At 71.8% G+C, this 22,010-nt stretch carries 22 protein-coding genes; 12 read left to right on the top strand and 10 right to left on the bottom strand.

Annotated elements, in window-relative coordinates; genetic code table 11:
- Nucleotides 1-35: 35 nt before the first annotated feature.
- Entirely contained in the window at nucleotides 36-1,250 is a 1,215-nt protein-coding gene (locus IE317_RS39835; protein ID WP_191316555.1) for a L,D-transpeptidase, read from the bottom strand.
- 84 nt (nucleotides 1,251-1,334) lie between these two features.
- Nucleotides 1,335-1,931 (bottom strand): dihydrofolate reductase family protein, encoded by a 597-nt coding sequence (locus IE317_RS39830; RefSeq protein ID WP_191316545.1) that lies wholly within the window; start codon nucleotides 1,929-1,931, stop codon nucleotides 1,335-1,337.
- Between the two features lie 268 nt (nucleotides 1,932-2,199).
- Here IE317_RS39830 and IE317_RS39825 point away from each other — a divergent pair, with 268 nt between their 5' ends.
- From IE317_RS39825 to IE317_RS39800, 6 genes are all read left to right on the top strand, one after another.
- The gene (locus IE317_RS39825) at nucleotides 2,200-3,693 is read left to right on the top strand and encodes a non-reducing end alpha-L-arabinofuranosidase family hydrolase (RefSeq protein WP_191316544.1); all 1,494 of its coding nucleotides are present in this window, start codon (nucleotides 2,200-2,202) and stop codon (nucleotides 3,691-3,693) included.
- Between the two features lie 291 nt (nucleotides 3,694-3,984).
- Entirely contained in the window at nucleotides 3,985-5,466 is a 1,482-nt protein-coding gene (locus tag IE317_RS39820) for a non-reducing end alpha-L-arabinofuranosidase family hydrolase (protein WP_191316543.1), read from the top strand.
- A 308-nt stretch (nucleotides 5,467-5,774) separates the two neighbouring features.
- Nucleotides 5,775-6,020 carry a hypothetical protein gene (locus IE317_RS39815; protein ID WP_229903166.1) on the top strand — a complete coding sequence of 82 codons (246 nt, stop codon included), beginning with the start codon at nucleotides 5,775-5,777 and terminating at the stop codon, nucleotides 6,018-6,020.
- A 249-nt stretch (nucleotides 6,021-6,269) separates the two neighbouring features.
- Nucleotides 6,270-6,683 carry a cysteine/serine endopeptidase inhibitor gene (locus tag IE317_RS39810; RefSeq protein WP_191316542.1) on the top strand — a complete coding sequence of 138 codons (414 nt, stop codon included), beginning with the start codon at nucleotides 6,270-6,272 and terminating at the stop codon, nucleotides 6,681-6,683.
- A 26-nt stretch (nucleotides 6,684-6,709) separates the two neighbouring features.
- Nucleotides 6,710-7,522: a glycoside hydrolase family protein gene (locus tag IE317_RS39805; protein ID WP_191316541.1), complete on the top strand. Its 813-nt coding sequence runs from the start codon at nucleotides 6,710-6,712 to the stop codon at nucleotides 7,520-7,522.
- Nucleotides 7,523-7,562: 40 nt separating this feature from the next.
- Nucleotides 7,563-8,312 (top strand): thaumatin family protein, encoded by a 750-nt coding sequence (locus tag IE317_RS39800; RefSeq protein WP_191316540.1) that lies wholly within the window; start codon nucleotides 7,563-7,565, stop codon nucleotides 8,310-8,312.
- A gap of 102 nt (nucleotides 8,313-8,414) precedes the next feature.
- Here the strand turns inward: IE317_RS39800 and IE317_RS44910 are convergent, their stop codons facing one another.
- Nucleotides 8,415-8,705 carry a hypothetical protein gene (locus IE317_RS44910; RefSeq protein ID WP_229903170.1) on the bottom strand — a complete coding sequence of 97 codons (291 nt, stop codon included), beginning with the start codon at nucleotides 8,703-8,705 and terminating at the stop codon, nucleotides 8,415-8,417.
- Nucleotides 8,706-8,984: 279 nt separating this feature from the next.
- On the opposite strand from IE317_RS44910, the gene IE317_RS39790 reads away from it, so the two are divergent.
- Nucleotides 8,985-9,740: an SDR family NAD(P)-dependent oxidoreductase gene (locus IE317_RS39790; protein ID WP_229903165.1), complete on the top strand. Its 756-nt coding sequence runs from the start codon at nucleotides 8,985-8,987 to the stop codon at nucleotides 9,738-9,740.
- A 174-nt stretch (nucleotides 9,741-9,914) separates the two neighbouring features.
- Here the strand turns inward: IE317_RS39790 and IE317_RS39785 are convergent, their stop codons facing one another.
- The 5 genes from IE317_RS39785 to IE317_RS39765 all read right to left on the bottom strand — a co-directional run bounded on the left by IE317_RS39785 (nucleotide 9,915) and on the right by IE317_RS39765 (nucleotide 15,251).
- Nucleotides 9,915-11,828, bottom strand: coding sequence for an ArnT family glycosyltransferase (locus IE317_RS39785; protein ID WP_191316539.1), 1,914 nt, complete (start codon nucleotides 11,826-11,828; stop codon nucleotides 9,915-9,917).
- Between the two features lie 118 nt (nucleotides 11,829-11,946).
- Nucleotides 11,947-12,663 carry a DUF1345 domain-containing protein gene (locus IE317_RS39780; protein ID WP_191316538.1) on the bottom strand — a complete coding sequence of 239 codons (717 nt, stop codon included), beginning with the start codon at nucleotides 12,661-12,663 and terminating at the stop codon, nucleotides 11,947-11,949.
- Nucleotides 12,664-12,718: 55 nt separating this feature from the next.
- Entirely contained in the window at nucleotides 12,719-13,735 is a 1,017-nt protein-coding gene (locus IE317_RS39775) for an alpha/beta hydrolase (protein WP_229903164.1), read from the bottom strand.
- Nucleotides 13,735-14,379 (bottom strand): alpha/beta hydrolase, encoded by a 645-nt coding sequence (locus IE317_RS39770; RefSeq protein WP_191316537.1) that lies wholly within the window; start codon nucleotides 14,377-14,379, stop codon nucleotides 13,735-13,737. The genes IE317_RS39775 and IE317_RS39770 overlap by 1 nt, the downstream gene beginning before the upstream one ends.
- A gap of 14 nt (nucleotides 14,380-14,393) precedes the next feature.
- Complete coding sequence (locus tag IE317_RS39765; protein ID WP_191316536.1) at nucleotides 14,394-15,251, bottom strand: NAD-dependent epimerase/dehydratase family protein; 858 nt, start codon at nucleotides 15,249-15,251, stop codon at nucleotides 14,394-14,396.
- 149 nt (nucleotides 15,252-15,400) lie between these two features.
- Here IE317_RS39765 and IE317_RS39760 point away from each other — a divergent pair, with 149 nt between their 5' ends.
- From IE317_RS39760 to IE317_RS39750, 3 genes are all read left to right on the top strand, one after another.
- On the top strand, nucleotides 15,401-16,264 hold the full coding sequence (locus IE317_RS39760; protein ID WP_191316535.1) for a LysR family transcriptional regulator: 864 nt from the start codon (nucleotides 15,401-15,403) through the stop codon (nucleotides 16,262-16,264).
- A gap of 91 nt (nucleotides 16,265-16,355) precedes the next feature.
- Complete coding sequence (locus IE317_RS39755; protein ID WP_191316534.1) at nucleotides 16,356-16,973, top strand: TetR/AcrR family transcriptional regulator; 618 nt, start codon at nucleotides 16,356-16,358, stop codon at nucleotides 16,971-16,973.
- Between the two features lie 25 nt (nucleotides 16,974-16,998).
- A complete protein-coding gene (locus tag IE317_RS39750; protein ID WP_191316533.1) occupies nucleotides 16,999-18,090 on the top strand; it encodes a winged helix DNA-binding domain-containing protein in 1,092 nt (363 codons plus the stop codon).
- Between the two features lie 10 nt (nucleotides 18,091-18,100).
- On the opposite strand, the gene IE317_RS39745 is transcribed toward IE317_RS39750, so the two are convergent.
- Nucleotides 18,101-19,057 (bottom strand): helix-turn-helix transcriptional regulator, encoded by a 957-nt coding sequence (locus IE317_RS39745; RefSeq protein WP_191316532.1) that lies wholly within the window; start codon nucleotides 19,055-19,057, stop codon nucleotides 18,101-18,103.
- Nucleotides 19,058-19,157: 100 nt separating this feature from the next.
- On the opposite strand from IE317_RS39745, the gene IE317_RS39740 reads away from it, so the two are divergent.
- Nucleotides 19,158-19,616, top strand: coding sequence for a nucleoside deaminase (locus IE317_RS39740; RefSeq protein WP_191316531.1), 459 nt, complete (start codon nucleotides 19,158-19,160; stop codon nucleotides 19,614-19,616).
- 23 nt (nucleotides 19,617-19,639) lie between these two features.
- Nucleotides 19,640-20,602, top strand: a complete 963-nt coding sequence (locus IE317_RS39735; RefSeq protein ID WP_191316530.1) for an isopenicillin N synthase family dioxygenase — start codon at nucleotides 19,640-19,642, stop codon at nucleotides 20,600-20,602.
- Between the two features lie 59 nt (nucleotides 20,603-20,661).
- On the opposite strand, the gene IE317_RS39730 is transcribed toward IE317_RS39735, so the two are convergent.
- Nucleotides 20,662-21,942 (bottom strand): GGDEF domain-containing protein, encoded by a 1,281-nt coding sequence (locus IE317_RS39730; RefSeq protein WP_191316529.1) that lies wholly within the window; start codon nucleotides 21,940-21,942, stop codon nucleotides 20,662-20,664.
- Nucleotides 21,943-22,010 lie beyond the last annotated feature (68 nt).

Below are 22,010 nucleotides of genomic sequence, written 5' to 3'. Positions count from 1 at the left end.
CGGCGTACCGAAGGCCTCCTTCACCGCAGCAGGACTCAGCCGCGCAGGGCGCTGCCCGCCTGCCAGGCGCTCCAGCTGATGGCCCAGTCGCCGTGGCCGTTGTTGATGGCCAGCTGCGGGCCGCCCGAGTTGGTGACCTCGACGACGTCGCCGGCGTTGAAGTTGTCGAAGAACCACTTGGCGTTCTCGGTGTTCATGTTGAGGCAGCCGTTGGAGACGTTGTCGCTGCCCTGCACGCCGACCGTCTTCAGGTTCTCGTGCAGGTACTCGCCGTCGGCGGAGATGCGGACGTTCCAGTTCTCCGGCGCGCTGTAGTACCCCGGGTCGCCTTCGCACACGCCGTAGGTGCAGGAGTCCATGATCTTGTGCGCCTCCTTGCCCAGCACGACGTGCGTGCCGTTGAAGGTCGGCGTCGGACCCCGCGGCGGGGTGTCGGCGGTCTTGCCCATGCTGGTCGGCGCGGTCTTCACCAGCTGGCCGTTGTGGAACGCCTTGATCTGGTGGGTCTTGCCGTCCGCCTTGGCGATCCAGGAGTCGTGCACCTTGTAGCTGGCCGAGACGTCCTGGCCGCCGTACAGGCCACCCCCGATCGGCATGCCGAACGTCGTGGTCTCGAGCTTGACGGTCGAGCCGGCCTTCCAGTAGTCCTTGGGCCGGTAGTGCACTTCGCGCTTGTTCACCCAGTACCAGCCGCCGTCCTGCGCGGGCGAGGACGTCACCTTGAAGGACTTCTCCACGGTGGCCTTGTCGGCGATGTCGCGGTCGAACTTCAGGCCGATGATCAGGCCGACGCCGAAGTCACCGGACGCCGGCTGGAACAGCGCCGGAGTGGCGACCCCGGACGGCTTGATCGTGTGCACCTCGCCGCGCTGCTCGGTCGCCGCCCCCGCCTGGTTCACCGCGGTGGCGACCACCTGGTAGGTGGCGCCGTACCGGAGGTTGTCCTTGCTGGTCCAGGTCGTCTTGTCCGGCGAGAGCTCGCCCTTGACGCCGTTGCCGGTCTGCGGGTTCGTCACCGCGACCGCCTGCAACGTGCCCCCCGAGGCCTTCACGACGATCGGGTCCTTCGGACTCAGCTGGTCCCCGCCGGCGGGGAGGAACGCCACGGTCGCCGCCGGTACCCCGGGTGTCGTCGCCGTTCCGGCCACGCCGACCGCGCCGATCGCCTGCGCGGTACCCCCGGTCTCGGCCTGTCCACTACACGCTGCCAGCATCAAGCCCGCCAGGCCGAGCCCGGCTATGCGGATCACTCTCACGATCACCAGACGTTCCACACGGCCCGAAGTTGCGTAACGATCCGATCTCTCGAAGACGGTGAACGCCGGGCGACGGCGTTACTTCGCATCGTGCAGGACGCGGTACCGCAGGTGCGTGACGCCGCGGCCTTCGAGCCGCCGGACGAGCTCCAGCTCGACGTGGCCGAGCCCGGTCGGCTCGAACAGCCGCCGCCCGCCGCCCAGCAGCACGGGGATGAGGTGCAGTTCGATTTCGTCGAGCTGGCCCGCCGCCAGCAGCGCCTGTGCCGCGCCCGCGCCGTGGACCATCACGCCCCGGTCACCCGCCGCTTCCCGGGCCTCGTCGGCGCAGGCGTCGACGTCGGTGTAGAACTTCGCGCTGCCCGGCGGCTCGTCGCCCGGGTCGACGTGGTGGGTGAGCACGTGGATCGGCACGCCGTCGTGGTGGTCGCCGTTCCACCGGCCGGCCAGCTCGAACGTGCGGCGCCCGGAGATCAGCGCGCCCGTCGCCTCCGCCTCGGCGTAGACCTGCCCGTTGATCCCGCCGGACCTGCGGTCGTCGAGCCAGTCGAACAGCCGCCAGCCGTCCTTGCCGAGTTCCTGGCCCGTGCGGTCGTCCGGTCCGGCGATGTACCCGTCGACCGACATCGACATGTACAGCCGCACTGGCGTTCTTCCGATGTGCTGCGTCGTCATTCGCAATATCTCCTTCGCGTGCCCTGGTTCGGCGCTGAAGCTTCTCATCCCCGCGTCGAATGCGCGACGCCGGATTCGACAATCGGCTCCGGAATTCTCCTCCTTCGGATCGAGTGTCCCGATCCCGCACCTCTTGAATACGCGCGAACGATCTGGCAACCTCGAGATTGCGGTGTTCACCGTTCCCCGATGCTCCGTTCGACGCGGAAATGTTCTGCCGGCTCGATTGTTAGCGCTAACAACCTCTGTCGTCCGAAGGAGAACCACCATGAGTCCGACCGGTCAGACCCCACCCCGGGCCGCGCGCCACCACCGGCATCGCCGCCGGTGGCGCGCCGCGATCACCTTGCTCACGACCGTCCTCGCGGCCACCACGGCGGTCGCGCTCGCCCCGAACGCCGCGTGGGCGGCCACCGTCGACACGAACGCGTGGTACGTACTGGTCAACCGCAACAGCGGCAAAGCACTGGACGTTTCCGGGGCGGCCACCGCCGACGGAGCGGTGATCCAGCAGTGGTCGCGCCACGACGGAGCCAACCAGCAGTGGCAGTTCGCGGACTCCGGCAACGGCTACTACCGGCTGAAGTCGAAGAACTCCGGCAAGGTTCTCGACGTCGGCAACCGGTCGACCGCCGACGGCGCGAAAATCCAGCAGTGGACCGACCTGAACGGAACCAACCAGCAGTTCCGCCTCGCCGACTCCGACGGCGGCTATGTCCGGCTGATCAACCGTAACAGCGGGAAAGCCGCGGAGGTGACGGGCGCGTCGACCGCGGACGGCGCGGCCGTCGTCCAGTACGGCGACCGGCAGGCGACCGATCAGCAGTGGCAGCTCGTCCGGCTGGGCGACACCGGCTCGTGCGCGCTTCCGTCGGCCTACCGCTGGTCCTCGACGGGCCCGCTCGCGAACCCCAAGGCGGGCTGGGTCGCGCTCAAGGACTTCAGCAACGTCGTCTACAACGGAAAGCACCTGGTCTACGGTTCGACGACCGACGCGAACGGGTCCTACGGCTCGATGGCGTTCAGTCCCTTCACCACCTGGTCCGACATGGCCTCGGCCGGCCAGACCGGAATGACCATCGGCACCGTCGCCCCGACGCTGTTGTACTTCGCCCCGAAGAACATCTGGGTACTGGCCTACCAGTGGGGCCCGACCACCTTCTCCTACCGGACGTCGACCGACCCGGCCAACGCGAACGGCTGGTCGGCACCGCAGGAGCTGTTCACCGGCACCATTCCCGGCGGAGCCCCGCTCGACCAGACGCTCATCGGCGACGGCACGAACATGTACCTGTTCTTCGCCGGTGACAACGGCAAGATCTACCGCGCCAGCATGCCGATCGGGAATTTCCCGGGCAGTTTCGGCTCGTCGTACACGACGATCATGAGCGACACGACGGCGAACCTGTTCGAAGCGGTCGAGGTCTACAAGGTCCAGGGTCAGAACCAGTACCTGATGCTCGTCGAGGCAATGGGCGCGAACGGCCGCTTCTTCCGGTCGTTCACCGCCACCAGCCTGAACGGCACGTGGACCCCGCAGGCGGCCACCGAAGGCAACCCCTTCGCCGGGAAGGCCAACAGCGGCGCCACCTGGACCAACGACATCAGCCACGGCGACCTCGTGCGCAGCAACCCCGACCAGACCAAGACGATCGACCCCTGCAACCTGCAACTGCTCTACCAAGGCCGAGATCCCCGCTCCGACGGGACCGACTACAACCACCTGCCCTGGCGGCCGGGCGTGCTGACGCTGCAGCGCTGAGAGGTGGTGGTGCGGACCGCACTTCCCCTGCGGCCGCACCACCACCCGACGCACACTCTACCACTGATTCGAACTCGTGTTCGACCCGGAGGTCTGCCGGGGAACGGCACTGAGCCGCCGAGTCCCATCTTGACGCGGTCGCCGTTATCGTTCACAGTCCTCTGGTGCCCCCGGCCGCACCGCCGGCCGACCCCCATCCCCCATCCCTCCGTGATTTCCCCACCGCTTCGCCGCCGAAAGTGTTAACGCTAACAGTTCGCCGGCCGTCACCGTTGACGAAAGGAAAGCTGCATGTCCCTGGGATCTGCGAGCACCGCGAGCCGGCGCCGCCGGTGGCGGGCGGGTTCGGCCGCCGCGGCCGTCGTGACCGTCGTGAGCGGGCTGCTCACGGTGGCCCCCACGGCGGCGTCGGCCGCCACTGTGGACACCACCGCCTGGTACGTCCTGGTGAACCGCAACAGCGGCAAGGCCCTCGACGTCAACGGCGCGGCCACCACCGACGGCGCCGGCCTCATCCAGTGGAGCCGCACCAACGCCACCAACCAGCAATTCCAGTTCGTGGACGCCGGCGGCGGCTACTACAAGCTGCGCGCGCGGCACTCCGGCAAGCTCGCCGACGTCCAGGGTGCCTCCACCGCCGACGGCGCTCCCGTGGTGCAGTGGACCGACAACGGCGGCACCAACCAGCAGTTCAGCCTCGCCGACGCCGCCACCGGCTACGTCCGGCTGGTCAACCGCAACAGCGGCAAGGCCCTCGACGTCCAGGGCGCCTCGACCGCCGACGGCGCGGGCGTCGTGCAGCAGACCGGCACCGGCGCGAACGACCAGCAGTGGCAACTCGTCCGGGTCGACGGCGGCAGCGCCACCTGCACGCTGCCCTCGACCTACCGCTGGAGCTCGACCGGGCCGCTGGCCACCCCGAAGCAGGGCTGGGTTTCCCTCAAAGACTTCACCAACGTCGTCCACAACGGCAAGCACGTCGTCTACGCCACCACGCACGACACCGGTTCGAGCTGGAAGTCGATGAGTTTCAGCCCCTTCACGAACTGGTCGGACATGGCGTCCACCGCCCAGAACTCGATGTCCTTCAACGCCGTCGCGCCGACGCTGTTCTACTTCGCCCCGAAGAACACCTGGGTGCTCGCCTACCAGTGGGGCGGCCCGACCTTCTCCTACCGCACCTCGAGCGACCCCACCAACCCCAACGGCTGGTCCGCGCCGCAGACGCTGTTCACCGGCACCCTCCCCAGCGGAGCCCCCATCGACCAGACCATCATCGGCGACGACACGAACATGTACCTGTTCTTCGCCGACGACAACGGCAGCATCTACCGCGCCACCATGCCCATCGGGAACTTCCCGGGCAGCTTCGGCTCGAGCTACACGAAGATCATGAGCGACACCGCACTCAACCTCTTCGAAGCCCCCGAGGTCTACAAGATCCAAGGCCAGAACCAGTACCTCATGATCGTCGAGGCCCGGGGAACGAACGAGCGGCGCTTCTTCCGCTCCTTCACCGCCACCAGCCTGAACGGCACGTGGACCCCGCAAGCCGCCACCGAAAGCAACCCCTTCGCCGGCAAGGCCAACAGCGGCGCCACCTGGACCAACGACATCAGCCACGGCGACCTGGTCCGCACCAACCCCGACCAGACCAAAACCGTCGACCCCTGCAACCTGCAGTTCCTCTACCAAGGCCGCGATCCCCAATCCGACGGCACCGACTACGGCCTCCTGCCCTACAAGCCGGGCGTGCTGACCCTGCAGCGCTGAAATCGGAATGACGGAGGCGGGCCCGCCGCCCGGCCGAGCCCGCCTCCACCCATTCCCGAAATCGGAAAAGCTCGCAAGTCCCCTCACCGTGAACGGCAGCCGTTTGCTTCCGCAAGCTCATAGAGGACGAGTCGCAGTGCCACGAGTTCCTCCAGAAGCTTGAGAGCCTCCCGGAGTCCGGCCCGGCCGTGTCGCGAAGCGTGCTCGGTCGCGCGAAGTTCACCCGACTGGGGTGTTCTCGGCCGCAAGGTGTGACAAAACACCAGCGCCCCGCGATGTCCACGTCGAAGCCGAAGGGAGCGTGGTCGATGCCGGACAGGCAAGTACGGCTGCTGCACGACGTCCGGTCCGTCTCGATCGGCACCGGCCCCACCCGCGAGGAACTGCGCTACTCCGGCATCACGATCCACCGCATCGACGGGGGTGCCGTGATCGGGGAGACCTGGATCCCGTTCGGGCCCGCTCCGACGTACGCCGACGACGAGGCACTGCTCACCGCCTGGCACGCCGCCCTCGACTGGAGCCGCTCGCCGACCGACACCCCGTCGATGTGACCGTAAAGATCGCCGACCGCAGGCACTCCCCGGTCCTTCGACGTTTTCCGGATCGCCGGAGGCGTCCTTCAATAGATTTCGAAATGAACGCCTCCGCGTGCGTTGTCAACGTTGACAACGAATGTCGTCCGGACAATTTCCTGTCATAGCGCGCTATTGCGCGGCGCAGTATCATCCGGCGCGGCAACACGCGGGAAACCGCGACAGTTCCGAATTCGCAGTCCGCACCACGAGGGAAAGGGACGGAAAATGCGCAAGACCATCAAGTCGCTCGCCGCGCTGGCCGCTGCCGCCGCGCTTCCCCTGACGATGAGCGGTACGGCGTGGGCCGACATCCCCTTTGACCAGCCGGTCAACGGGCGCGCCACCTACTACAACGACGCCGGCTTCGGCGCCTGCGGCACGCAGATCAACGCCGCCACCCAGCTGCTCGTCGCGGCGCCGGCCGCCTACTGGACCACGGCCAACCCGAACAACGACCCGCTGTGCCGGGGCGTGTCCGTCCGGGTCTCCTACAACGGCCGGACCATCACCGTGCCCGTGGCCGACAAGTGCCCGAGCTGCGACAGCGCGCACATCGACCTGAGCGCTCCGGCGTTCGCCCAGCTCGCGGACCCCGCACTGGGCACCATCCCGGTGACCTGGTCGTTCGTCCGCTCGTGACCCGGCGGAACACCCGGAGGAACGGCATGAACCAGCTCAGGAAACTCCTGCTCGTCGCCACCGTCGCCGCCGCCGTCATCGCCGGAGGACCGGCCGCCCCGGCGACCGCGGCCGGCGCCAGGAAGGGCGTCAGCGCGGCCGCCTTCCCCGGCGTCACCACCGCGCTCGGCGACGTCGGCGCCCGGTGGTTCTACACCTGGGCCGCGGATCCCCAGGGCATCACCGCACCGGCCGGGACGGAGTTCGTCCCGATGATCTGGGGCCGCGGTTCGGTCACCCCGGAGCAGCTGCAGCGGGCGAAGGCGTCCGGGAGCACCCTGCTCGCGTTCAACGAACCCGACCTGGCCGGCCAAGCCGAGATGCCGGTCGAGACCGCGCTCGACCTCTGGCCGCAGCTGCAGGCGACGGGCCTGCGGCTGGGCGCGCCGGCCGTGGCCTACGGCGGGGACACCCCCGGGGGCTGGCTCGACCGGTTCATGAGCGGCGCGGCCGCGCGCGGCTACCGCGTCGACTTCATCCCGCTGCACTGGTACGGCGGCGACTTCTCGGCCGCCGCCACCGGGCAGCTGCAGTCGTACCTGCAAGCGGTGTACAACCGCTACCACCTGCCGATCTGGGTGACCGAGTACGCGCTGATCGACTTCTCCGGCCCCACCCCGCGCTACCCGTCCGCCGCGGAACAAGCCGACTTCGTCAGCCGGTCCACCGCGATGCTGAACGGGTTGCCGTTCGTCGAGCGCTACGCCTGGTTCTCGCTGTCGACGTCGACCACCCCGACCGGCCTCTACACGGGGACCACCCCGAACGCCAGCGGCGCCGCCTACCGGGCCGCCGGCTGACCCCTCACCCGCACCGGAACCGAACGGAGGTCCATCCCGCATGTTCAAGCGGCTCTTCGCCACGGCCGCGGCGCTCGTCGTCGCCCTGACCGCCGGTTCGCCGGCGAGCCCGGCCACCGCGGCGGGCAACCACACGGTGACGTTCGTCAACCACACCGGCCAGACCGTCTGGCTGGGCAGCACCGTGAACGCCGACGGGTCGGTCAACTTCGCGAGCCTGCCGACGCTGGCCGACGGGCAGTCGGCGACCGTCACGATCCCCGAAACGTCCGCGCCCGGCCACTGGCGGGGCAAGTTCTTCGCCCGCCAGGGGTGCACGGGCACCTCGGGCCGGGACTTCCACTGCCTGGTCGGCGACTGCGGCGTGTTCGCCGACCACTGTGCGACCGGCGAGCAGCCGGCCAGCCTGGCCGAGTTCAACTTCGACACCGCCGACGGCCTCGCCCCGTGGTACGACGTCAGTTACGTCAACGCTTTCTCCGTCCCGATCACGATCGAGCCGGTCAACGCGGCGGTGCCGCCGGGTTCGGCGTCGTGCGGCACCGCGGGCTGCCCCGAGAACCTGCTGCCCTACTGCCCGGCCGCGAACCGGCAGTACTCCCCGTCCGGCACGCTGATCAACTGCGTCAACCCGAACCGCGACGCGCCCACGAGCTACAGCGACGCGATCAAGTCGCACTGCCCCAAGGCGTACGCGTGGTCCAAACAGGACACCGAGCCGGGCAACCAGACGATGTACCAGTGCGCTTCCTGCACCGGCTTCACGATCACCTTCCACCGCGGTTCGTAGCAGCGACGCCGGGACACGGGCGGTGACTCCCCGCCCGTGTCCCGGCGCTGCGGTCATCGGGATCTCCTGCAGCACCGTCCCGCACGCTCGACGAGCTCCGGCTCACCCGCGGGCGAACTGCGCGTCGAGCCCCGCGCCGAGCCGGCGGAAGGCGCGCTCGGCGGCGGTCCTCGCGTCCCGGTGCGTGCGTTCGAGCGGGCGGCCGTCGAGCAGCAGCTGGGTGATGTGGGTGGCGAGACATCGTTGGGTGGCTGTGATCTGCGCGGCGATCAGCCGCGCGCTCAGCTCGTCGCCGACGGGGGTGGTTTCGAGGAGCGCGGCCGCCAGAGCGTCTTCGCCGCGGGCGAGCCAGTGGCCCAGCGCGTGCGCGAGACCCGGGGTGGTCCGGATCATGCGCGCCAGGCCCAGCACCTGGGCGTCGTCGGTCAGGCCGGTGATCGGATCGTGGCGATCGAGACCGGCGATGAAGTGCCGGCGCAGCGCTTCCTTGGCGGGGGAAGTACTTGAACAGCGTCCGCTTGGACACTTCGGCAGCGGCGGCGATCTCCACGGTGGACACCGCGTCGTAGCCGCGAGCGAGGAAGAGTTCGATCGCCGCGGCGGAGATCGCCGCTCGGGTGCGGAGCCTCTTGCGCTCGCGCAATCCGCCCCGGGACGTCTCGCGGGTTCGGCTTGGAGATCGCGCGGCAGGCGCTGGCCGCGGGCGATGCGGTGGTGGCGACCGCGCGAAACCCGGAGCGGGTCGCGGCGGCGCTCGAGGGGCACGGGCAGCGGCTGCTCGCGCTGCCGCTGGACGTGACCGACGAACACCGGGCCCAGCACGTGGCAGCGGCGGCCGTCGACCGGTTCGGGCGGATCGACGTGCTGGTCAACAACGCCGGTCGCGGGCTGTTCGGAGCGGTCGAGGAGACCACGCCCGAGGAGGCGCGAGCCGTGTTCGACACCAACGTGTTCGCGGTGCTGTCGGTGACGCGGGCGGTCCTGCCCGTCATGCGCCGCCAGCGCACCGGCCACCTGCTGGCGATCAGTTCGATGGGCGGTTTCTCCGCCGGGGCTCGGTTCGGCGCGTACGCGGCCAGCAAGTTCGCGCTCGAGGCACTGCACGAGGCGATGCACGAGGAGCTGGCGCCGTTCGGCGTCAAGGTCACCATCGTCGAGCCCGGGGTGCTGGCCACCGGTTTCGCCACGGCCGGCTCCGGCCAGGTGGCGCACCCGATCGACGACTACGCGTCCACCTTGCCGACCTACGGCGGCGAGGAAGACGACGATCCCGCCGGCGATCCCGCCGCGGCCGCCGCGGCGATCCGGGCCGTCACCGAGCTGGCAGACCCGCCGCTGCGGCTGCCGATAGGTCGCGACGCGATCGCCCGGATGCGCGCCAAGCTCGCCCACGTCGCCGCGGACCTCGACACCGCCGGATGCTCGTGAGCGGCGCACCAGCGCCACCGCGCCCGTGGCCCCGGCTCGGAGCCGGGGCCACGCGCCACGCGGAAGGACACCCGGCCACGCCGATCACGCTTGGTGGAGCGGCCGCCGCCGCTCCGGCGGTCGGCTGCGGTATGTGTGTCCGCTCCTGCCGCGGAGCCACCGTCGTGGGCAAGCTCAGCCGTGCGACGGCCCGACGCCACAGTCGAACAGCACCCCGGCCGTGGCCGCGTCCGGGCCGATCCGGGCGGGCGGCACCGGACGGCAGTGCTTCGCCTCCCAGGCGACCCGCCGGGGCAGTTCCCCCGCGTCGGCCGCCGCCGCGGTGGTCCGCTTCGCCCCGGCGCGGGCGATGTCGACGAACACCTGCGGCAGCAGCACGAACCGCAGCTTCCCGGCCGCGACCCACTGCGGAAGCTCCGCGGCCGGCGGCGCCGGGTCGAAGCCGAGGTAGCCGCCGAGCGGCGCGACGCGCGCCTCGGTGTTCAGCACGAACGGGTCCGCGCCATACGTACCGCCCTCGACGGCCAGGGTGATTTCGGTGGACGACGTCTGCGCGAACGCGAGCACCTGGCGCTGACCGGGGCTGAGCCGGTACGCGTTGTCGATGAACCGGACGTACCCGGCCGCGGCGCCCGCATCGGTGCTGACGCTGAAGACGGTGTGCGGCGCGGCCGCCGAGGACGGCCCGGCGACCGGGTCGGCGCTCTCCAGGACGCTGCCCGGCCGCACCGCGGTGTCGGCGACGAAGGCCGCGGGTCCGGCCACGACGGCGACCAAGCCGATCGCCGCCGCGACGCGGGAAGCCCGCACCAGCGCCGCGACGACCACGAGAAACGCCAGGACCAGCACGGTGTACCGCAGCCACGGCAGCCAGTCCGGCGTCCGGTCGAGCAGGACGTAGGCGAGCACCGCCGTCGCCACCACCGCGGCCGGCAGGACGAACCGGGCCCGGCCGCGGGACCAGCTCGAAGCCGTGACCAGCCCCGCGGCGGCGAGCGCCGCGACGGCCGGAGCCAGTTCGGCGGTGTAGTAGGCGTGGAAGATGCCGCCGGTGACCGAGAAGACCGTGGCGCCGGCGAGCAGCCAGCCACCCCACAGCACCCAGCCCGCCTTCGTCCGCGGTGCGGCCCCGCGAGCGCGGCACGCGGCGACGGCCAAGGACGCCACGGCGAGCGGCAGCAGCCAGGCGATCTGTCCGCCGACCTCCGCGTCGAACAGCCGCAGCGGTCCGGGGTCGCCGCCGAGCGCCGCGCCGGCCGTGGCGCTGTAGCCGCCGCCGACGCCGGTCGTGCCGCCGAGCAGCCGCGTCACGCCGTTGTAGCCGAAGGCCAGCTGCCACACCGAGCCGTCCGTGGTGCTGCCGACGAACGGCTTGGCGCCGGGCCAGGCGGTGACGGCGAGGGTCCACGCCAGCGACACGAAAAGCGTCACCGCGCCGGCCACGCCGAGCCGGGCCAGCCTCCGGCCGCGTGAGCCGGGCGCCGCGACGAAGTACGCCGACGCGAGGCCCGGGAGCACGATCCACGCGGCGAGCATCTTCGTGAGGAAACCCAGTCCGACGAAGACACCTGCCCACACCAGCCACCGGGCGTTGTCGATCGCCCGGGTGACGCTGTAGGCGGCGAGCAGCAGGAGGAGCACCAAAAGCGTGTCCGGCAGGTTGTCGCGGTTGATCGCCGCGGTGATCGGCGTCAGCGCGAAGAACGCCGCGGCGAGCAGCGCGGTCCGCGCGCCGGCCCAGCGGCGCACCACCCGATGCAGCACGAGCACGGCCGCCACGCCCTCGACGACCTGGACCAGCGCGATCGCCCACGGGTGGAACCCGAAGACGGCCACGCCGAGCGCCTGCGTCCAGAAGGCGAGCGGCGGTTTGTCGACCGTGACGACGCCCGCCGGGTCGAAGCCCGCGAAGAAGAACGCCGTGGCGTTGTGCGACATCGAATGCACGGCCGCCGCGTAGTACGGCTGCAGCGGGCGGCTCCACAGGGCCCAGCCCCACACCACAGCGGCAACGGCCGCGATCGCCGCCACCGCGATCCGCTCGCCCCGCCCGGTCCGCTCGGTCCGCCCCTCGGCCGTCACCGCCATGTCTCCCCCTCCGGTCCCTGCCGGGAACGCTAGGGCGGCAGGCCGCCGGAATCCTCAAGCTCCGGATTGAAGTGGGCGTCCACCCGTGGGTTGACCGCGGCGCGGTACGGAAGGAGCCCTATTTCAGCACGCTGACCGCACGGGCGATGACGAGCAACGACGTCAGCAGCGCCGCGACGCTCTGCACCGCCATCAGCACCTTCGCCCGCGACGACAACGGCATCGTGTCCGTGGGACTGAACGCCGTCGAGTTGGTCACCGACACGTACAGGTAGTCCAGCAGCGTCGGCACCCAGTCGGACTTGACGCTGGAGCCCTCGGCGACTTCCACGACGGTGTCGGCGTTCTCGTCCTGGGAGAACCGGAAGTCGGCCGGCGGCAGGTCGGCTCGGCCGGCCTGGGTGCGCTTGACCGGGCCGCCACGATCCAGCTCCCAGTAGGCGAGACCGAAGGCGATCACGTTGGTCAGCCACACCTGCAGCGCCCCCAGCAGCAGGGCCTGACCGCTGTCGGCCGCGCCGGCGACCAGGTCGTGGACGAGCAGCGCCAGGGCGCCCAGGTTGGTGATGCCGATGACCACGACGAGCGTCAGGGACAGCACCCGGGAGGCCCTGGTCTGCCGGGTGACCCGCCGCGGGTTGAGCGCGACCAGCGGGATCAGGAGCACGATCTCCAGCGCGGGCACCACGAACCGCGGAACGACGAGGAGCTGTTCCGGCAGCGCCAGGTAGAGCGCGATGGCCACGAGCGTCGCGACGGCGGCCGGCAGCCGGGCCTCCCCGCGGCGCTGGTGGCGGGGATGGCGGCTCCGGGCCGCGGCCCCATCGGCCGGCATGGCGGCACCTCCTCGTGCACGGCCGCGGACCGGCCCTGTTCGTCGGAACGCCAGCCTAGCCTCCGGTGGGCCGTACCCACCGCCGGTTGCCGCACGGAGCGGGCAAACCGTCCATTCCGGACCATCCGGCGGCCGGAAAACCATCGGCACGGCGTCGCGGCGATCGGCTACGACAGGTGCCGCACGAACCAGTCGCGCGCCGCCTGCGAGGCCACGGCGAAGCCCTCGCCGGTGTAGGCGTCGAAGTGACCACCGGGCAGGAAGACGATGTCCTTCGGCCCGCCGCGCTCGTGTAGGCGACGGCCGCGAGGTTGCCGCCGGTCAGGCCGTCTTCGCTGCCGACGATCATCAACAGCGGTGTCGGCGTGACCTCCGGCAGGTACTTCGCCGGCTCGTAGCAGTAGTAGTTGTCCAAGCTGCGCAGCGTCACTTCGTTGGGCCAGCCGGGATCGAGCTCTTCCCGCGCCCTGCTGAACCACGCGTGGGAGTCGCGGGTCGGCAGCCCCACCAGCCGGCCGGGGCCGGTCCCGATCACCGGGATGATCGCGGCGGCCGCACCCCGGGCACGGGCCCGGCGGTCGGCCGTGAACACGTCCGGGCCGACGACCTGGTTGTCCACCCGGGCCAGGTTGGCGTAGGTCGCCCGGCCGCTGATGAACGGTGCCTGGGTGACCACGGCCTTCACCCGCCGGTCCATCGCCGCGACGACGTAGGCGTGCGCGCCCGAGAAGCTGGTTCCCCACACGCCGATGCGCTCAGGGTCCACTTCGGACCGGTTCTGGGCGCAGGTGATGGCGTGCCGGTAGTCGCCGACCTGAACCCACGGGTCGATCTCGTGCCGCGGCTGTCCCGGCGCCGGCTCGGAGTCGCCCCAGCCGCGGTTGTCGTACACCAGCACGGCCAGCCCGGCCGCGGCGAACACCTCCGCGAACCGGTCGAGGTACATCCGCCGCGTCGAGCTCCAGCCGTGGGCCATCACCACACACGGCGCCGGCTCCGTGGTCCCTTCGGCCTCGTAGAACCACCCTCGCAGCAACGCTCCTTCGGCATCGAATTCGATGTCGTGACGCATCATTTCTCCTCGGGAACCCGTTGACGGATTTGCTTGCCCACGAAGCCGGCGACGTCGTCGATCTCCCGCCCGCGGACGTCGTGCCCGAGTCCGGAGTGGACTCGCACCTCGGCGGTGGCGTGGCGAGCGAGCCACCGTTCGGTCCGGACGAGCGCCCCGGCCGGGATGACCCGGTCCTCCCGCCCGCGTCCCCAGTAGACGGGCGGCCGCGTGACGCTCAGCGATGCGTCGCCGGGCTGCTCGTCCCGCACGACGAACCCCGCCAGGTTCACGCAGTAGGCGAACCGGTGCGGCGCCAGCCGCATGAGCTGGTGCACCATCGCTGCGCCTTGCGAAAAGCCGAGCAGCCCGATCGACGGTGCCTCGACGGTCTCCAGCCACGAGAGCACGTCCAGCGCCGCCGCGTTCGCCACCGCCGGCCGAGGATCACCGATCGGGTTGCCCGCACTGGGGAACCACGCGTACCCACCGGCTTCGGGAATCCGCGCCCGCACCGAGGCGACCACGACCTCGTCCGGCAGGCGCGGGGTGATCAGCCGGTACAGGTGCGTCTCGTCGTAGCTCCAGCCGTGCAGCATCACCAGCAGCGGCCGTGATCCGCGAACACGCTCCTCTTCGGACCACAGCACGGCCTCGCGGTCCATTCCCGGTTGCTGGTTCATCGTGCGGTGAACTCGGTCAGCGGGTCGGTGTGCACCGGGGCCCACCCGAGCTCACGCTGCGCCTTGGCCGAGGTCAGCTGCTGGTCGAGCGCGAAGGCGTCGGCGATCGGGCCCATCCGCTCGCGGGCCTCGTCCAGGGACAGGGAAACGGTCTTCCCGTCGAGCCCGGCGGCGTGGGCGCACGCCTCGGCGACCTCCTTGGCCGTCGGGTTGACCCCGCCCACCCCGAGGTACACCGAGCCCGCCGGCGCGGACAGCGCCGCCACGTAGAGCCGGGCGAGGTCGTCGAGGTGGATCAGGGCCCAGTGGTTGCCGCCGTCGCCGAGGTACGGGATCGCGCCGCTTTCCTTGCCCGGCTGGACGAAGAAGATGTCGATCAGGCGGTTGTCGCCGCCGTAGAGGAGGCCGGGCTGGACGATGACGGGCCGTCCGCCGTCGGCGGCCCGGGCCAGCACCGCGTCTTCGACGGCCCGCCGCCAGGCCACGATCGCCGGCGGGTTCCACGGCGCGCTCTCGTCCCGGACCCCGTCGGTGTCGCCGTAGACCCAGCTGCCGCCGGTGTGCACGTAGGTGCCGCCTCCGACGCCGTCCTGCATCGCGGTGGCGGCCGCCAGGTCCTCCTCGCCGCTGGTGGCCTGGGCGAGGTGGATCACGGCTTCCGCCCGCGCCGCCGCCTGGTTGAGCACGTCGAGGTCGGTCAGGCCACCGCGGACCGCGCTCGCGCCGGCGGCGACCACGGCGGTCTCGGCGCGCTCGCTGCGCGCGAGCGCCTCGACGGTGTGCCCCTGCCGGACCAGCTCGCCGATCGTCGCGCGGCCGATGTAGCCCGAGCCGCCCGTGAGGAAGATCTTCATCACTGTCCCTTCACCCGTGTTTTCGTTCCTCCTCCACGGTGGCCGGTGCCCCCGCGGTGCGTCCAAGACCCGTTCCGCGCGCTGTGATGCCGCGACGGCATCACGAAACTGCGATGATGGGCGGCGACGGGAGCGGGAGGTGCGCCGAGGTGGACTTCGACCTGCGGAAGCTGCGGTACTTCGTCGCGGTGGCCGAAGAGCTGCACTTCGGGCGGGCCGCCGCGCGGCTGCACATCGCCCAGCCGGCGTTGTCGCGCCAGATCCGTGCCCTCGAGAACGAGCTGAAGACACCCTTGTTCGTCCGCGACCGCCGGACCACGGTCCTCACCGCGGCGGGTGAACAGCTCCTCGCCGACGCCCGGGACCTGCTGGCGGCGGCCGAAGCCGTGCACCGGCGGGTCTCGGCCGCGGCCGAGGCGAAGCCGGTGCTCACGGTCGGGTTCATGCCGGGCATCGTGGTCACCCCGGCGGTCCGGGCGCTGGCCCGGCGGCGGCCGGACGCCGGCGTCCGGCTGCTGCGCACCAGCTGGCACGACCAGGTGGAGGTCCTGCACGACGGCCGGGTGGACGTCAGCATCATCAGGCTGCCGGCCGACCAGCGCGGGCTGACCGTGCGGCCGCTGTTCACCGAACCCCGCGTCGTGATGGTGCCCGCCGGGCACCGGCTGGCCGGGAAGGAGTCCGTGTCGGTCGCCGAACTCGCCGACGAGCACCTGCTGCAGGACCCCGACGCCGTCCCGGAGTGGCGGGACATCGCACTCGAACTGCGCAAACCCGACCGTCCCGAAGTCCCGCGCATCCACAGCGTCGAAGAGAAACTGGAACTGGTCGCCGCCGGGGCGGGAATCAGCGTCATCCCGTTGTCGACGGCGACGTTCTACACCCGCCCGGACGTCCTCGGCATCCCGGTCGAAGACATCGGGCCGAACCAGGTGTCCCTGGCTTGGCTCGCGACGCGCCGGTCACCCCTGATCGACGCCTTCCTCGACGCCGCGGCAAGCCTGGTGCCCTAGTCCGGCCGGCAGGACAAAGCGCCCGCTTACAATGGGACGACCGGGCCGGCCGTCGTGGCCACCGCCCGGGCGCGAGCGGGAGGACCACCGGATGACGATGTCGCTGTCGGCCGAGCTCTGGCCGGACGTGCAGCCGGAGACCGCCCGGCGGCTGATGCTGGCCGGGGTGGAGGCGTTCGCCCAGCGCGGCTACCACGCCACCACCACGCGGGACATCGCCGGTGCCGCGGGGATGTCGCCCGCCGCGCTCTACGTGCACTTCCCCTCCAAGGCCGCGCTGCTGTTCGCCATCAGCCGGTACGGCCACGAACAGACCCTCGCGCTGGTCGAAAACGTCATCGCGAAGGAGGCCGACCCCGTCGAACGGATCCGGCTGATCGTCGAGGACTTCGTGGCCTGGCACGCCCGGCGCCACACCGTCGCCCGGGTCGTCCAGTACGAGCTGCAGGCGCTGCCCGAGCAGGAGTTCGAGGTGGTCGCCGCGCTGCGGCGCCGGATCGAGCGGATCGTGCGCGAGGTGATCGCCGAGGGCGTCGACAGCGGCGTGTTCACGGTGTCCGACCCGCACGTCGCCGCCCGGGCCGTGCTCTCGCTCGGCGTCGACGTCGCCCGCTGGTACAGCGAGCGCGCCCGCCAGACGCCGGCCGCGCTGGGCAAGGAGTACGGCGGCCTGGTCCTGCGCATGCTCGGAGTAGCGGACACAATCTGACCGCTATGTGCGGCAAGGTGGTCTCGTGCACCACGTCCTCGACGCGCGGGCCCTGAACCGCGCCACCCTCGCCCGTCAGCTGCTCCTGGAACGCGCCGACCTGCCCGTTCTCGACGCCGTCGCCCACCTCGGCGGCCTGCAGGCCCAGGAACCACAGGAGCCGTTCACCGGGCTGTGGTCACGGCTGCGCGCGTTCGACCCGGCCGCGCTGGACACGCTGCTGACCGGACGGCGGGTCGTCCGCACCCACCTCATGCGCCGCACCGTGCACCTGCTCACCGCCGACGACGTCCTCGCGTGGCGCAGCCGCTTCGACTCCATGCTGCGGCAGCGGGTCGTCACCACCTACCGCCGTGAACTCGAGGGCGTGGACTTCACCGAGCTCGCCGCGGCGGGCCGGGCGGTGCTCGCCGACGGCGAGCCGCGGTCGATGGGCGAGCTCGCGCGGGCGGTCGCCGACCGGTGGCCCGATCCGGGGCCGCGTCCGCTCGGCGAGCTGCTGATCGCGGCGCTCATCCCGTCGGTGCAGCTGCCGCCGCGCGGGCTGTGGCGCACCAAGGCGGGCGTGCGGAACCTCCCGCTGGCCGCGTGGCTCGGCCGCGACGCCGACCCGCTCGACCCCGCCGACGGCGTCGGGCAGGCGCTGGTGCGGCGCTACCTCGCGGCCTACGGCCCGGCGGCGACGGCGGACCTGCGCGCGTGGTCGGGCCTGACCGGCCTGCCGGCCGCGGTGAAGGCGGTGCGCGGGGAACTGGTGACCTTCCGCGACGAGCGGGGGCGCGAGCTGCTCGACGTGCCCGAAGCACCGCGTCCCGACCCGGACACGCCCGCGCCGGTCCGGTTCCTGCCGGCGTTCGACAACGCGATCCTCGGCTACGACGACCGCACCCGCATCATCGACGACGCCCACCGCGGGCTCTCGGTCGCGGGCGAGCGGGTGGTGCTGGTCGACGGCCGGGTTTCGGCGACGTGGACGGTGGCGCAGGCCACGGTCGTGGTGCGCCCCCTGCGGCGGTTGACGAAGGCCGAACACGGCGAGGTCGCCGCCGAAGGAAGCGAGGTGGCCGCCTTCTTGACCGACGGCGAAACCGATGCCGTCTCGATCGAGACTCGTTAGCGCTTGCTGCTCAGCCGACCGCCCGCGTGAACCGTTCCGCCACCTCCCGCAGCCGCTCGACCAGCCCCGGCGGGGCCTCCTCCACCACGAAGTCGTACCCCAGCCGGGCCAGGTGGTACGGCACCGCGTCCAAATCGGCCGCCCCGGTCCGGACCCGGCAGTTGTCCGCGTCGATCTCCTCCACCACGCCCGCCGTCGGGGGGACGCGCCGGGCCAGCACCGCCGCCGGCGCCGCCACCCGCAGGACCAGCTGGTACGGGTAGGGCGCCGTCGAAATCTGGCGCGAGACGTATTCCGCCAGGTCCGGCGCCGGGGGCTCGCGCGGCGTGAAGCGGAACCCCGGCACCGGCACCCCCGCGATCCGGTCCACCCGGAACGTGCGCCAGTCCGCGCGGTCGACGTCGAAGGCGACCAGGTACCAGCGCCGCCCCGTGCAGACCAGGCGCAGCGGCTCGACCGACCGCTGCGTCGAGGTGCCGGACCGGTCGCCGTAGCCGAAGCGCAGCCGCTCGTGGTCGCGGCAGGCCGTGGCGATCGTCGTCAGCACCGAGGCGTCCACCGTCGGGCCGGTTCCGGGCAGCGACACCGTCGCCGCCTGCAGCGCCCCCACCCGGGGCCGCAGCCGCGCGGGCAGCACCTGCTCCAGCTTCGCCAGCGCCCGCACCGACGTCTCCTCGATGCCGCCGACCGTGCCGCTCGCCGCCGTGCGCAGGCCGACCGCGACCGCGACGGCCTCGTCGTCGTCCAGCAGCAGCGGCGGCAGCGCCGCGCCCGCCCCCAGCCGGTAGCCGCCCGCCACGCCCGGCGTCGCGTGCACCGGGTAGCCGAGGGACCGCAGCCGCTCGACGTCGCGGCGGACCGTGCGGACGTCCACCTCCAGCCGGGCCGCGAGGTCCCCACCCGGCCAGTCCCGGCGCGCCTGCAGCAGCGAGAGCAGCTTGAGCAGCCGTTCCGAAGTGCCGTACATGGCACGCAGTGTGCCAGACATCGCGGACAGTTTCTGTCCGCGATCCACCGGAACGTGCCGAACACTTGCCAGGCACCGCCCGGGCCGGAAAGAGTGACGCATGCCGATCGATCCGCACGCCCTGCTGGCCGTCGCCCGTGAAGAAGCCGAACGGGGCAAAGCCGAAGGAGGCGTCCCGATCGGGGCCGCGCTGTTCGACTCCGCGGGCACGCTGCTGGGCCGCGGGCACAACCGGCGCGTGCAGGACGGCGACCCGTCGATGCACGCCGAGACCGCGGCCTTCCGCAACGCCGGCCGCCGCCCGCACTACCGCGACACGATCATGGTCACCACGCTCTCGCCGTGCTGGTACTGCTCGGGGCTCGTCCGTCAGTTCGGTATCGGGCGCGTCGTCATCGGTGAAGCCGAGACGTTCCACGGCGGTCACGACTGGCTCGCCGGGCTCGGGGTCGAAATCACCCTGCTCGGCGATCCCGGCTGCACCGCGCTGATGACGGAGTTCATCGCCGCGCGCCCGGACCTGTGGTTCGAGGACATCGGGGTCGAGAAGTCCGAATAGGACAGTTCTGGCGAGGAGCCGGTATGCCGTCATCCGTTCCGCTCGTGGACCTTTCGCCGTGGTTCGCGGGCACGTCCGAGGGCCGGGCCGAAGTGGCGGGCCGGATCGACCAGGCCCTGCGGGAGTCCGGCTTCCTGCTGGTCACCGGGCACGGCGTCCCGGACGACCTGCGCCACCGGACGCGCGAGCTGGCGCGGGAGTTCTTCGCGCTGCCCGAGGACGTCAAGCAGCGCTACGCCGTCACGGTCGGCGGCCGCGGCTGGCTGCCGCCCGGCGTCGAGGCCAACGGCCACGCCGAGGGCACCGAGACCCCGCCGGACCTCAAGGAGTCCTACTCGGCGGGCGCGGACACCCGGACCGGGGTCGCCGAGGTCGACGGGTTCTGGTTCCAGCCCAACGTCTGGCCGCACGAGGTGCCCGGGCTGGGCGAGGCCGCGACGGAGTACATGCGCCGGATGCGGGCACTGTCCGACCACCTGCTGGAGATCTTCGCCGCCGCGCTCGGCCTCGCCCAGAGCCACTTCACCCGCCACACCGGACACCCGACGTACACGTTCAACATCAACTGGTACCCGCCGATGACCCGCGTCGGCCCGCCGGCCCCGGACCAGTTCCGGATCGGCCCGCACACCGACTTCGGCACGGTCACCGTGCTCGACCGCCAGGCCGGCGTCGGCGGCCTGCAGGTCTGCACGGCCGACGGCGAGTGGGAGGACGCGCCGTTCCACCCGGAGGCGTTCACGGTGAACATCGGCGACCTGATGGCCCGCTGGACGGGCGACCGCTGGCGCTCGACCCGCCACCGCGTGCTTCCCCCGGCGGCGACGGCACCGGACGAGGACCTCGTGTCGCTGATCTTCTTCTACGAGACCGATCACGACGCGCGGATCACGTCACTGGCGCCGCCGCTGGGCATCCGGACCTACCCCGAAGTGATCGCGTCGCAGTACCTGAAGGAGAAACTGGACGCGATCACGATCAGCTGAGCTCGCCGCAGATCTGCCGTTCGATCGCGGCCGGAAGAGCGGCCGGTCCGACGGGAAGGTCACGACTCCGGTTCGGCGCAGACGGTCCGGTTGCGGCCGGCCGCCTTCGCGCGCAGCAGGGCCGCCTCCGCCGCCGGCAGGGCGTCGTCGAGGAGGCCGTCCGAGCAGCCGGCCACGCCGATCGACACCGTCACCCCGACGAACTGCGGGCCGTCGCCCGAGGCCTTCAGCGCCACGAGCGTCGAGGCGATCCGCAGCCGGATGCGCTCGGCGATCGCCATCGCGTCGAAGGGACGCGTGCCGGGCAGCAGCACGGCGAACTCCTCGCCGCCGGAGCGGCCGACCAGATCGGCCGCGCGGACCTCGTCGCGCAGGGTGCCGGCCACCGCGCGCAGGACGGCGTCGCCGATGCGGGCGCCGTAGCGGTCGTTGAGCAGGCGAAAGTGGTCGAGGTCGAGCAGCAGGACGGCCGCGCCGGGATCGCCGGGGCGGTCCAGCCGGGCCTCGGCGGCGCCGCGCCAGGACGCGGCGGTCAGCACCCCGGTGCCCGGGTCGAGGGTGACGTGGTCGCGGCGGCCGGCCCCCAGCCCGCCGCGGTGCAGCACGACGGTGGCGCCGGCCAGTACCGGGACCAGCAGCGGCGCGGCGACCGCGGCCCAGGCGAGCGGAAGGCCGAACGCGGTCATCGCGGCGTCGAAGGCGTGCCCGGGTGCGGCTTCGCGCGGACGGCGGGGTCCGTCGGCACCGGTCACGAGCGCGGCGTTGACCGCGAGGAACACCAGCCCGGCGACGGTGAGCAGCAGGACGGTCCGCGTGTCGAGCACCGCGCCGAGCGGCCGGACGCCGGTCGCGGTGAGGAAGGCACCGGCGACGAGGCCCGCCAGCGCCGTCGCCGCGGCGCCGAACACCTGCCGGTGAACCGGTTTTCTGCGGACCCGGAACCACTGGTGCAGTGCGGAGAGCACGACCAGCGCGACGGCCAGGCCGGGCCGGAGCACGAGCACCCCGGCGAAGATCCACGGCGTGTCGACGCCGGGCCCGAGCAGGGTGTCCTCGCGGTGGCGCTCGACCGGACGCGCGAGCTCCGCGGACCCGAGCATCCCGCCCGCGAGCAGCGCGAACGGCGTCAGCATCGCGGCGACCGGCGGGTAGCGGAGGGCGGCGAGCACGACGGCGGCGGCGGCGAGGGCGTCGACCCCGACCAGGTACCAGACCTGGCCGCGACGCGGCAGCCGCCACAGCGCCCACCGTCGCGGGGCGAAGCGCTGCGGGACGAGAGCGGGCAGGAACCGGCCCGGGCGGCGTTCCCCGCCGGCGGCGACCGTGGAATCCCCCACCATTTCGGCAAAGTAGCCGGAATGCGGGCCGGTGTCGATCCGCCTTCAGGGGAATTTGACATCGTCGGCCA

It is taken from the genome of Amycolatopsis bullii (assembly GCF_014654205.1).
Lineage (GTDB): Bacteria > Actinomycetota > Actinomycetes > Mycobacteriales > Pseudonocardiaceae > Amycolatopsis > Amycolatopsis plumensis.
This window is presented reverse-complemented; position numbering and strand designations above follow the sequence as displayed.